Annotated in this window: 8 protein-coding genes and 1 pseudogene; 7 read left to right on the top strand and 2 right to left on the bottom strand. The window is 70.3% G+C overall.

Annotated features, from left to right (window positions below):
• A pseudogene (locus tag GT354_RS38080) lies at nt 1-946 on the top strand (hypothetical protein); the annotation flags it as partial.
• Between the two features lie 95 nt (nt 947-1,041).
• Here the strand turns inward: GT354_RS38080 and GT354_RS38075 are convergent.
• Complete coding sequence (locus tag GT354_RS38075; RefSeq protein WP_161360954.1) at nt 1,042-3,378, bottom strand: helix-turn-helix domain-containing protein; 2,337 nt, start codon at nt 3,376-3,378, stop codon at nt 1,042-1,044.
• A 113-nt stretch (nt 3,379-3,491) separates the two neighbouring features.
• Here GT354_RS38075 and GT354_RS38070 point away from each other — a divergent pair, with 113 nt between their 5' ends.
• Nucleotides 3,492-3,692, top strand: a complete 201-nt coding sequence (locus GT354_RS38070) for a hypothetical protein (RefSeq protein WP_346012359.1) — start codon at nt 3,492-3,494, stop codon at nt 3,690-3,692.
• Between the two features lie 90 nt (nt 3,693-3,782).
• Here GT354_RS38070 and GT354_RS38065 read toward each other — a convergent pair whose 3' ends face one another.
• Nucleotides 3,783-5,396 carry a PucR family transcriptional regulator gene (locus GT354_RS38065; protein WP_161360952.1) on the bottom strand — a complete coding sequence of 538 codons (1,614 nt, stop codon included), beginning with the start codon at nt 5,394-5,396 and terminating at the stop codon, nt 3,783-3,785.
• Between the two features lie 407 nt (nt 5,397-5,803).
• Between GT354_RS38065 and GT354_RS38060 the strand changes: the two genes are divergently transcribed.
• The 5 genes from GT354_RS38060 to GT354_RS38040 all read left to right on the top strand — a co-directional run bounded on the left by GT354_RS38060 (nt 5,804) and on the right by GT354_RS38040 (nt 11,826).
• Nucleotides 5,804-7,297 carry a gamma-aminobutyraldehyde dehydrogenase gene (locus GT354_RS38060; RefSeq protein WP_202512752.1) on the top strand — a complete coding sequence of 498 codons (1,494 nt, stop codon included), beginning with the start codon at nt 5,804-5,806 and terminating at the stop codon, nt 7,295-7,297.
• Between the two features lie 106 nt (nt 7,298-7,403).
• A complete protein-coding gene (locus GT354_RS38055; protein WP_161360950.1) occupies nt 7,404-8,552 on the top strand; it encodes an ABC transporter ATP-binding protein in 1,149 nt (382 codons plus the stop codon).
• The gene (locus tag GT354_RS38050) at nt 8,549-9,487 is read left to right on the top strand and encodes an ABC transporter permease (protein ID WP_346012358.1); all 939 of its coding nucleotides are present in this window, start codon (nt 8,549-8,551) and stop codon (nt 9,485-9,487) included. Before GT354_RS38055 ends, GT354_RS38050 begins: the two co-directional genes overlap by 4 nt.
• The gene (locus tag GT354_RS38045) at nt 9,487-10,287 is read left to right on the top strand and encodes an ABC transporter permease (RefSeq protein ID WP_161360949.1); all 801 of its coding nucleotides are present in this window, start codon (nt 9,487-9,489) and stop codon (nt 10,285-10,287) included. Before GT354_RS38050 ends, GT354_RS38045 begins: the two co-directional genes overlap by 1 nt.
• A gap of 108 nt (nt 10,288-10,395) precedes the next feature.
• On the top strand, nt 10,396-11,826 hold the full coding sequence (locus GT354_RS38040; RefSeq protein WP_161360948.1) for an FAD-dependent oxidoreductase: 1,431 nt from the start codon (nt 10,396-10,398) through the stop codon (nt 11,824-11,826).
• The last annotated feature ends 138 nt before the right edge of the window (nt 11,827-11,964 follow it).

The raw sequence follows: 11,964 nt of genomic DNA, 5'->3' as shown, positions 1-11,964 counted from the left end.
CCCGCCCAGCGCGCCTGCCGGGCGCCCTGAGGTCCGGGAGGCCGGGGAAGCCGCGAGCGCCGGGGGTACCGCCGACGAGACGATCGTCCCGCCGCGCGCGCGGTCCGTACGGCACGAGGCGATACCGCCCGCCCGAGACGCGCCGGACGACGCGACCGACCCCTTCCCCCGAGTCCCCGGGCCGCCGCCGGATCCCGGCCCCGCTCCACGTCCGCCTCCCCGGCGCGACGACGCCGGGGCGCACGCGCCCACATTCGTGCTGCCGCGTGGTCGTGGCCACGCACCACGCCCTTCCGTGCCCCGCCGGTGGGCGATCCTGATGCCCGCGGTCACCCTGGTCGTCGCCGGCGCGATCGTGGCGGCCGTCCTGGCGACGAAGGGGTCGGGCGACGACGGCCCCGCCTCGCTCCCGTCGGCCGACGGTCGGGCTTCGTCGGCGACATCGCCGCCCGCGGTGGACGTGTCGGGGCTGACGCCGTATCCGACCCGATCCGCGCCGAACCCGTCGATCCCCACCCGCCGGGCCGACGAGGGCACCTTCGGGTGGGTCGTCCCGACGGGCTGGACACGCAAGGAACAGAGCCAGAGCATCGTCTACAACGACCCGGCCGGGCAAAGCGTGCTGTCCGGGCGTACCGCATTCCAGCAGACGACCGATCTCTTGGAACAATGGCGCGACGACGAGGCGAAAGCACCGGCCGTGTTCCCCGCCTATCGAAAAGTGATCTTCGAGGAACGCGCCATTCGTGGCCGAAAGGGCGTGGTCTGGGAATACACGTGGACCGAGTCCGGCATTCCGCGCCACGCGGTGATGGCAGCGGTGATCATCGACGGAATCTACATCGAAGTAGACCTCTTCGGCACCGAACAACAATGGCCCCGAGATTCCGCCACCCACGCCCAGGCCCTGACGTCTTTCACCCCGGCAACGCGCCCCGCTGCCTGAAACGCTTCGCCCTTCGGGCCGGCGGATGCAGCCGAACCGAGCCGTCACACCGTGGCAGTGCCGCTGGTCGGGCGGGGGGTCGACTTCTGCGCCGGTCAGTCACCGTCCGCGCTCCACGGAGCCGAGGGTGAGCCGTCCGGGTCCAGCCCGTACTGCCACCTTTCCAAGCCCAGTGAGGGGAGATGGCCGGCGTCGGCGGCGTGCCGGTAGAGGGCTTCTACGCCCTCGTGGTCCCCGGCCTCCTGCCGCATCCATTCCAGGTCGCGCAGGACGTAGAAGTCGCCGGTGTCGGCGGCCTCGAGGGCGAGGGATTCGGCGCCCTCCTTGTCACCGGCCTCTTCCCGCATGCGCGCCAGGTGGGCGGTGGTGGGGCCGCCGTTGGCGTCCGCGGCCTTTCGGTGGGCGGCTTCGGCACCCTCTCGGTCCCCGTCCTGCTCCCGCGTCCGCCCCAAGGACAGCAGGGCGTCGGCGTCGCCGGCGCCGACGGCCTCCAAGGCAAGGGCTTCGGCGCTCTCTCGGTCCCCGTTCCGCTCCCGCAACGTCGACAGGTTGGAGAGGACGAACGCAGCGCCGGCGTCGGCGCCTTGGCGCGCGTAGGCTTCGGCGCCCTGCCGGTCTCCGAGGTATTCCCGCGAATAGACCAGATTGGTGAAGGCATTGATGTCACCGGCTTCGGCGGCCTGCCGGTAAAAGGCTTCGGCGCCCTCCACATCTTCGACCGCCAACCGTTGCCGCGCCAGACCACACAGGGCTTCGGCTTCACCGGCGTCGGCGGCCTGCCGGTAGAGGGCTTCGGCGTTCTCCCAGTCCTCGGCGGCTTCCCGCAGCTGCCCCAAGCGGCGGACGGCTCCGGGATCGCCGGCGTCGGCGGCCTGCCGGTAGAGGTCTTGGGCGCCCTTCCGGTCCTTCGCCCGTTCCCTGGCCCATCCCAGTTCGATCATGGCGCCGGTGTGACCGGCGCGGGCGGCTCGGAGGCGGAGGTGGTGGGCCCATCGCAAACGGCCCCTGTTCTTCGCGGCATCGGCGAGGTCCGCGAGGTCGCCGGGGTGAGCGAGGTGGGTGTGGGCGGCGTGCCAGAAGGACGCGGGCGGACAGAGCAGCCGGCGGGCGGCGCGGCCGTGCTGGTCGAGGTAGTCGGCGAGGCGGAACGTCGGATCCGTGGGTGCGGCCCAAGCGTTCACCGGTGCCGGAGTGACCGGGGGACGCCGTGTGGGTCGGGGGTTGGTCCGACCCAGCGGGGCTTGCTTGCCGTGGACGGGACGAGCGAGGTCCGCGTAGGTGGTTTCGGCCCAGTCACCGGAGAGCCGGTCCCAGTCGTGATCGCTGAGATAGTCGGCGGCGGCGTCGGTGAGAAACGCTTGGGGAAGGCGGAGGCCGACCCCGAGACGGCGGGCGTCCATCGCGGCCTCCAGCACGGCGCGGGCGGCCGAAGTGCCTTGCTCGTAGCGCCGTAGGAGTTCCGGGGCGCCCGCGAGATCCTGGGCGACGCGGCCGCCGGTGTCGGCACGGGTAAGGGCGTCCGCCAGCAGCCGGTCGCCGTCCTCGGCGAGGGTCGCGGCAGCGCCGAGCGCGTCCTGGTCGAAGGTGTCGGGGACGGTCACCGTGCGGCCTGCGAGCAATTCGCGGACGCGGCTGTGCGGGTCGGGACCACCGGGGCCGGGCATCGCGGTGTATTGGTTCTCGTACTCGGGCCAGAGGGTCCCCAGGACGAGGACCGGTCCGCGGGCCGGGTCGGTGAGGAGGCTGTGCAGGCCGGCGGCGAGGCGTTCGCCGACCTGCGGGTCGCCGAGATAGTGCTGGGCTTCGTTGAGCCACAACACCGTTCGTGGTGCGACGCGTTCGAGGCCGGCCAGGGCGTGTTCGGCCCGAGTCGGGTCGAACGGATGCCACAGCGTCCATGCTCGGGCCGCGAGCGGTTGAACGGCCTCCCAGCACGCCCTGGTCTTGCCGGTCGAGGACGAGCCGACCAGGACGAGCATCCGGCTCCGGCCTGCCCCGGCGTCCGCCACGGCGTCGGCGAGGATCCGGTCGTGGGCGCGCCGCACGTAGCCGGACAGCACCCCCCTCGACCCCGCGGAGCCGGAGGCGGGGGCGAATCCGGCGGGGTGGACCTCCAAGTCGTGCGGGTCCCACTCGGCGATCGGCCATCCCGGGCCCTCCTTCGGCACGGCTGCCGGGACCGCCTCCTCGACGGCGGCCCGCTGGAGGGCCAGCAAATCCTCCACCGGCAGACGCAGCGCCCTGCCCAGGGCCGCGACCGTGTCCGCCGACGGGACCGGACTGTCGTCCTGGAAGGCCGTATGAACGGTGGTGCGGCCCAATCCGGCCCGGGCCGCGAGTCGGGTCATGTTGAGTCCGGCGTGCACGCGCCCGTGGCGCAACCGCTCGCGCAGTTCCGCGAGTGCCGCGCCGCCGCCGTGTTCCTCGACCACAAATCCCCCGGCTCCGTGTTCGCCGGTGTTCGTCTTCGTTCGGCCGAACCATGGCGAACACCGTTATCGCGAAGGTGAGTTCATCAAGCCCCGCCCCTTTCCGGGAGGTTACCGTGACCCGCCTTGCCCTGGTTCTCGTCACCACCGCTCTCGTCGTGGCGTTCGCGCTGCTTGCCGCGGCTGCCGCGGGCGTGCTCGCCCGGATCGACGGCGCCACCTACCCCGCCGCTCTCCTGCGAGCCGGAGCCACCTTCGCCGCCGGCCTCACGCTCGCGGCGGTGGTCACTCAAGCGCTCACCGCTGTCCTCACGTGAACCGCGGGGTCCGGGGGCGACGGGTCGAGCAGAGCGAAGGTCCGACGACATCCGCCCCGTACCGTCAGCCGTCCGTCCCTGCCCCGGCGGCTAGCGCCTGAGGGCCTCCAGGCCCAGGAGGGCCACGTGTAGGGACAGGCAGCTTTCCACCTGGTCGAGGTCGACGCCCAGGACTCGTTCGATGCGGTGCAGGCGTTCGTAGAAGGAGGGGCGGGACAGGTGGGCGGCGTCGGCGGCGGCGGACTTGTTGCGGCCGTGGTCCAGGTAGACCTGGAGCATCGGGACGAGTTGGGTGCCCTGCTGCGCGTCGTAGGCCAGGAGTGGGCCCAGTTCGCGTTCGACGTAGGTCTGGAGGCGCGCGTCGTCGCGCAGCAGGTGCAGCAGGCCGCGCAGGCGTACGTCGGGGAGTCGGTAGAACGCCGCCTTGCCGCCCTGGTGCAGCGCGGCGTCGGCGACCTGGGTGGCTTCGAGCAGAGAGCGCCGCGCGTCGCGGACGGCCCCGACCGAGGAGCCGACCGCGACGACTATGTCGTCGGCGAGGTCGGGCGCGAGCCGGCGCACCGCCGCCGAGAACCCTTCGAGTGCGCCGTCCTCGGTGTCCTGCGACGCGAGCGCGACGAGCAGGCCGACGTTCTCGTCGTCGAGGCCGCCGACCAGCGCGGCGAGTCGGCGCTCGCGCACGGCGGCCGCCGCGATCTCGGCGAAGTCGCGCAGCCGGGCCTGCGACTCCAGCGCCGCGGGGGTCACGCTGCGGCGCAGTCGCAGGACCACGCCGACCAGACGCCGGCCCTCCAGTGGCACGCCCAGCGCGCGGGCGCGCAGGGTCACCTCGGCCACCGTGTAGGAGTGGGTCAGGATGCCGGAGAGCAGGGTGCGGTGGGTTTGCCGCTCCAGGCTCTCCCGGTCGCGCACCACGAGCCGGTTGAGCGCGAGGGTGGACGCGGCCCGCTCCAGGAGCATCGTCTGCTGTGCGGGCGGCACGGCGCCGTCGCCGACCAGGACGAGCCGGCCCCAGTCGTGTCCGCGCGCACCGACCGTGGTCACCAGCCAGCCGGTCCGCTCGTCGAACGCGGTGCGCGCCGACAACCGGAGCTGCCGGGAGCGGTCCTCCCAGTTCTCCAAAAGCGTCTCGGCGGTCAGCCCGGCCGCGTCGTACGCGAGCACCTGGTGCGCGAGGTTCTCCAGGATCACCGGGCGCCCCGCCATCCGGGACGCCTGCCGGACGATCTCGGCGGGCTCCGCACCCTCCACCGCGAGTTCGTTGAACGCCTGGTGCACGGCCTCCGACGCCTGCAACTCGGCCAACTGCGCATCGATGATCAGCGCGTGCACGGCCTCGGTGATGCCGATGAAGCGGGTCTCGTTGCGCAACGTGATCACCGGCAGACCCGCCTGTTCGGCCGCCGCGACCAGCGAGCGCGGGAGCTGGTCGGTGTAGCGCCGGCCCAGTTCGAGCACGAGCCCGGCCGCGTCCACGTCCGCGAGGTCGCGGATGTAGCGTTGCAGTCCCTCACGGTCCTCGGGCAGCGCGATACCGGTGGCCATCACCAGTTCGCCGCCCTTGAGCAGCCGGGTCACGTCGGGCAGTTCGCTGATGTGCACCCAGCGCACGGGCCGGGCGAGACCGCGTTCGCCCGCGACCACCTGCGGGCGACCACGCTGAACGGTGTCGAGGGCCAGTACGTCGGCGACCGTGGGGAACACCTGAAAACCTCCGCGAGCTGACGTCGGCCCGACCGCGATCCGGTTGGCCCCGACGGGAGCGGGAATCCACGAGCGATCCGGGCCGCATGCGATCCGACCGCATGCAGGATTGCTGCTTTCGACCTGATTGTCGTGCATCCGGCTGTGTCCAATATGTAAACAACAGCGCGAGGGCGCTTCCATGGTGACAGGTCGTCGGCGATCGACGGCCGTTCGCCCGGCGCCCGAAGGGCCGGTTCACGACCTGTAAAGCCCACACCGCCAGACCTGTCGGTGTGCCTGTTGCGGCACCCGGTGTCGAAACGGCATCGTCCTACGCTGACGCGGCTCACGCGCACAACCGCTCGACGGGGGTGCCCGACGCGGCCGGTCGGCTCATCGAAAAACCTTGGAGGGCTCCCATGCCTATGGACTTCGGCAATGGTCATCAGTACGTCGGGGGACAACTGCGGCAGGGCACGTCCACAGAGACCTTCGACGTCGTCAACCCCGCGACGGGCGACACCGTCGACACGATCGTCCTCGCCGGCACCGCCGACGTGGACGCCGCCGTCGCGTGTGCCAAGGACGCCTTCCAGGGCTGGTCGCGCGCCACTCCCGGGGAGCGGGCGAGCGCGCTGAACAAGCTGTCGGTCATCCTCGAAGAGCGCGCCGACGACTTCGCCCGAGTCGAGACCGCGCAGGCCGGCAAGCCGATCCGGCTGACCACCGAATTCGACGTCCCGGGCACGATCGACAACACCGCGTTCTTCGCGGGCGCGGCCCGCAACCTCGAAGGCAAGGCCGCCGGCGAGTACTCCGCCGGATCCACCTCGATGGTGCGCCGCGAGGCGATCGGCGTGGTCGGCTCGATCGCACCGTGGAACTACCCGCTCCAGATGGCCGCCTGGAAGATCCTCCCGGCCATCGCCGCCGGCAACACGATCGTCCTCAAGCCCGCCGAGATCACCCCGCTGACCTCGCTGATGTTCGCCCGGGCGTGCACCGACGCGGGCATCCCCGACGGTGTGGTCAACGTGATCACCGGCAAGGGCCGAGTCGTCGGCGAGTACCTGATGGGCCACGGGGACGTGTCGATGATCTCCTTCACCGGCTCGACCGGCGTCGGCAAGCGCGTCGGCGAGGTCGCCCTCCGGACGGTCAAGCGCCTGCACCTCGAACTCGGCGGCAAGGCCCCGTTCGTGGTCTTCGACGACGCCGACCTCGACGCCGCGATCAACGGCGCGGTCGCCGCGTCGCTGATCAACACGGGCCAGGACTGCACCGCCGCGACCCGCGCCTACGTGCAGCGTCCGCTGTACGACGCGTTCGTCGCGGGCGTCGCGGAGCTCTACGACACGGTGCGCCTGGGCGACACCATGGACCCCTCGACCGACCTGGGCCCGCTCGTGTCGCGCCGCCAGCAGGAGTCGGTGGCCGGCTTCGTCGAGCGCGCCCGCGGCTACGGCGCCACCATCGTCACCGGCGGCGAGATCCCCGGCGGCGACCTCGCCAAGGGCGCGTTCTACCGCCCGACCCTGGTCACCGACGTGGCCCAGGACAGCGAGATCGTCCAGGACGAGATCTTCGGCCCGGTCCTGGTCGTACTGCCGTTCGACAGCGACGAAGAGGGCATCCGGCTCGCCAACGACACCCCGTACGGCCTGGCCGCCTCCGCGTGGACGCGCGACGTCTTCCGCTCGCTGCGCGCGACCCGCGAGATCCAGGCCGGATGCGTGTGGGTCAACGACCACATCCCGATCATCAGCGACATGCCGCACGGCGGCTACAAGGCGTCCGGCTTCGGCAAGGACATGTCGCAGTACTCCTTCGACGAGTACACCCAGGTCAAGCACGTCATGTACGACGGCACGGGCATCGCCCGCAAGGACTGGCACCGGACGATCTTCGGAGCGCGGTAACCACCCCATCGAATCAGACGGCCGGGAGCGGAAGTTCCCGGCCGTCCTTGTGGCCGGCGGACGGGCCCGGGCGAGCACGCCGGGCCGCCGGGCGGCGAGAGGAAACATGACTGAGCAGCAGCGGGCCGGCGCCTCCGGCGACGTCTCCTTGGCGGGTCTGAGCAAGCACTACGGTGACTTCACGGCCGTCCGACCCATGGACCTGACGATCCCCGCGGGATCGTTCTTCGCCCTTCTCGGTGCCTCGGGCTGCGGCAAGACCACGACACTGCGGATGATCGCCGGACTGGAGCAACCCTCGACGGGCAGCGTCCGGATCGGCGACCGCGACGTCACGGCCCTTCCGCCGTACAAGCGACCCGTCAACACGGTCTTCCAGAACTACGCGCTCTTCCCGCACCTGACCGTGGCCGACAACGTCGGCTTCGGGCTCAAGCGGCGCGGGATCAAGGACACCGCGCAGCCGGTCAAGGACATGCTCGACCTCGTCGAACTCGGCCACCTGGCCAAGCGCAAGCCCACCCAGCTCTCCGGCGGTCAGCAGCAGCGGGTCGCGGTCGCCCGCGCGCTGATCAACACGCCGCAGGTGTTGCTCCTGGACGAACCGCTCGGCGCGCTCGACCTCAAGCTGCGTCGTCAGATGCAGCTCGAACTCAAGCGCATCCAGACCGACGTGGGCATCACGTTCGTACACGTGACCCACGACCAGGAAGAGGCCATGACCATGGCCGACACCATCGCGGTGATGAACGGCGGCCGAATAGAGCAACTCGGCTCGCCCGTCGAACTCTACGAATCGCCGCGCACGACGTTCGTGGCGAACTTCCTGGGTCAGTCCAACCTCCTGGAGGCCGCGGTCACCGGGCGCGCCGACGGTGACCTGCTGCTGGACGTACAGGGCAACCGGATGGCCCTCCCGGCGGACCGCTCCACCGCGAGCGGCGACGCGCTCGTGATGGGCATCCGCCCCGAGAAGATCACCATCACGCACGCCGACGGCGCCGACGTCGCGCCCGGCCGCAACCGCCTCGACGGCGGTGTGATCGTGGACGCGGGCTTCATCGGCGTCTCCACGCAGTACGTCGTGCGGATGCCGTGGGGCCAGGAGTTCACGGTCTTCGAGCAGAACATGGAACGCGACCGGCGCCTGGTGCCCGGCGCGGTGGTGGTCCTGCACTGGAACCCGGGCCACGGCTTCGGCCTGGAGACGGGCGACCTCTCGGCCGGCATCGAAGCCGCAGAGGACGCCGCGTGAGCGCCTTGGGCACCCTCGGCACCGGCACGCCGGGGGGTGGGGACACCAAGGCGGCACCGGCGGAACTCAAGCGGCGCGGCCGGTGGGTGCCGTACGCGCTGCTGCTGCCCGGCATGTTGTGGCTCGTCGTGTTCTTCGCGATCCCGATGGTGGTCCAGGGCTCGACCTCGCTGCAGACCGGCAACCTGAGCAAGGGCTACGACTTCACCTGGCACTGGTCGACGTACTGGCACGCGATCGAGCAGTACTACCCGCAGTTCCTGCGCTCGTTCGGCTACGCCGCCGCGGCCACCGTGCTGTGCCTGGCGATCGGCTACCCGGTCGCCTACGCGATCGCGTTCAAGGCCGGCAAGTGGCGCGGCATGTGGCTCGTGCTGGTCATCGCGCCGTTCTTCACCAGTTTCCTGGTCCGCACCCTGGCCTGGAAGACGATCCTGGCGGACAACGGCGTCGTGGTGGACGTGCTCAACACGCTGCACTTCACCAACGTGACGGCGTGGATGGGGCTCACCCAGGACGACCGCGTGCTGGCCACGCCGCTCGCGGTGATCTGCGGTCTGACCTACAACTTCCTGCCGTTCATGGTGCTGCCGCTGTACGCCTCGCTGGAACGGATCGACCCGCGCCTGCACGAGGCCGCAGGCGATCTGTACGCGTCGCCGCGTACGACGTTTCGTACCGTCACCTTCCCGCTGTCGCTGCCGGGTGTGGTCTCCGGCACGCTGCTGACGTTCATCCCGGCGTCGGGTGACTACGTCAACGCGCAGTGGCTCGGCTCGCCCGACACCAACATGGCGGGCAACGTGATCCAGACGCAGTTCCTGCGCGTCCTGGACTATCCGACGGCCGCCGCCCTGTCGTTCATCCTGATGCTGTTGATCGTGCTCATGGTGTCGGCGTACATCCGCAAGGCGGGGACGGAGGACCTGGTCTGATGGCCGTCGTCAACTGGTTTCGACGCAATGCGATCGTGCTGTTCGGCCTGGTGGCCCTCGCGTACATGACGCTGCCCAACATCGTGGTGATGGCGTTCTCGTTCAACGACCCGAACGGGCGCTTCAACTACACCTGGAACGGCTTCACCCTCGACGCGTGGGAGAAGCCGTGCGGGGTCGCGGGCATCTGCGACTCGGTCGTGATCAGCATGAAGATCGCGGTGCTGTCCACGATCGCGGCCACCGTGCTGGGCACGGCGATCGCCTTCGCGCTCGGCCGCTACCGGTTCCGGGCGCGCGGCGCGATCAACACGCTGTTGTTCCTGCCGATGTCGATGCCCGAGGTCGTCATGGGCGCCTCGCTCGGCACGCTGTTCCTGAACATGCGCATCAACACCGGGTTCGTCACGATCCTGATCGCGCACATCATGTTCTGCCTGAGCTTCGTGGTGGTCGCGGTCAAGGCTCGCGTCCTGGGCATGGACCCCAAGCTCGAAGAGGCCGCGCAGGACCTGTACGCCTCACCCACCCAGGTGTTCCTGCGGGTGACCCTGCCGCTCGCGGCTCCCGGTATCGGCGCGGGCGCGATGCTCGCCTTCGCGCTGAGCTTCGACGACTTCGTGATCACGAACTTCACCTCGGGCAACACGGTCACGTTCCCGATGTTCGTGTACGGCGCCGCCCAACGCGGCACCCCGCCGCAGATCAACGTGATCGGTTCGGCCATGTTCGTGATCGCGATCGTGATCGTGATGATCGGACAGATCCGGACCCAGCGGCGGGCCAAACAGCGGGCCTAGTTTCGCCTGTTAGATGATGATCAATCCCGTAACACGTAGCTATGCGGTGAATTCCGTCGGGGCCCGACAAGGCGGCCCCGGCGGGTCCCGCGAAAGTGGTGAAACCCCATGGGTCCCCGGAACACGTCGGATCCTGTTCCCTCGGTCGAGGCCGTCCGCTCACTCGCGGACGCCTCTCCCGCTCCCTTCTGGCTCGACCAGCCGTCCCGCCCCGAGCCGCTCGCGGCCCTTGTGGGCGACGTGCACTGCGATCTGGCGATCGTCGGCGGCGGCTACTCGGGCCTGTGGACCGCGCTCGTCGCGAAGGAGCGCAACCCCTCGCGCGACGTGGTCCTGATCGAGGCGCACGAAGTCGGCTGGGCGGCCTCGGGCCGCAACGGCGGGTTCTGCGCGGCCAGCCTCACCCACGGGTTCTACAACGGCCTCGACCGCTGGCCGAACGAACTCGCGAAGCTGGAGAAACTCGGCGAGCACAACCTCGACGAGATCCAGGCCGCGGTCGAGCGCTACGGCATCGACTGCGACTTCGAGCGCACCGGCGAGCTGAACGTGGCGACCCAGCCGCACCAGGTCGAGGAACTGCGCGAGGAGATCGACCTCGCGCGGCAGTACGGCACCGAACTGACCTTCCTGGACCGCGACGAGGTGCGCGCCGAGGTGGCGTCGCCGACCTACCTCGCGGGCGTGTGGGACAAGACCGGCTGCGCGATGGTGGACCCGGCGAAGCTGGCGTGGGGCCTGAAGGCCGCGTGCGAGTCGCTGGGGGTGCGGATTTACGAGCGCACCAAGGCGACGGACCTGACCGAGCACGGCTCGGGCATGCTGCTCAAGACCGCGTACGGGCGGGTCTTCGCCGGCAACGTGGCGCTGGGCACCAACGTGTTCCCGTCGCTGGTCAAGCGGCTGCGGCCGTTCGTGGTCCCGGTGTACGACTACGCGATGATGACGGAGCCGCTGAGCACCGAACAGCTCGCGTCGGTGGGGTGGCGCAACCGACAGGGCATCGGCGACACGAACAACCAGTTCCACTACTACCGGCTCAGCGCGGACAACCGGATCCTGTGGGGCGGCTACGACGCGATCTACCACTACGGGTCCAAGCTGTCCTCCGACCTGGACCAACGCCCGGAGACGTACGCGAAGCTCGCGCAGCACTTCTTCGACACCTTCCCGCAGTTGGAAGGCCTGCGCTTCACCCACACGTGGGGCGGCGCGATCGACACGTGCAGCCGCTTCTCGGCCTTCTTCGGCACGGCCTACAAGGGCAAGGTCGCCTACGCGATGGGCTTCACCGGCCTGGGCGTGGGCGCCACCCGCTTCGGCGCGGAAGTCATGCTCGACAAACTGGACGGCCGCCCCACCGAGCGCACCGAACTGAAGATGGTGCGCACCAAGCCCCTCCCGTTCCCCCCGGAGCCGATCAAGTGGGCGGGCGTGTCGATGACCAAGTGGTCGATGGACCGCGCCGACAAGAACGCGGGCAAGCGCAACCTGTGGCTCAAGGCGCTGGACAAGGTGGGAATGGGCTTCGATAGCTGAACCGCGCGGAGCGCGGATCAGCCCCCTTGATCCGCGCTCCGCGCGGGGCGGCTGCGCCGCCGGCGGCCTCCGGCCCTGTGTATCCGCGCTGCGCGCGGGGCGGCTGCGCCGCCGGCGGCCTCCGGCCGCTCTCCTCGC

This window comes from Streptomyces sp. SID3343 (assembly GCF_009865215.1).
In the GTDB taxonomy this organism is placed as follows: Bacteria; Actinomycetota; Actinomycetes; order Streptomycetales; family Streptomycetaceae; genus Embleya.
The sequence above is the reverse complement of the archived record's forward strand: the minus strand, read 5'-3'. Positions and strand labels throughout refer to the sequence as shown.

Excerpts from the sequence above, each read along its gene's own strand:
- GT354_RS38060 (WP_202512752.1), top strand. The coding sequence starts at position 5,804 with ATGGACTTCGGCAATGGTCATCAGTACGTCGGGGGACAACTGCGGCAG.
- GT354_RS38045 (WP_161360949.1), top strand. The coding sequence starts at position 9,487 with ATGGCCGTCGTCAACTGGTTTCGACGCAATGCGATCGTGCTGTTCGGC.
- GT354_RS38040 (WP_161360948.1), top strand. The coding sequence starts at position 10,396 with ATGGGTCCCCGGAACACGTCGGATCCTGTTCCCTCGGTCGAGGCCGTC.
- GT354_RS38055 (WP_161360950.1), top strand. The coding sequence starts at position 7,404 with ATGACTGAGCAGCAGCGGGCCGGCGCCTCCGGCGACGTCTCCTTGGCG.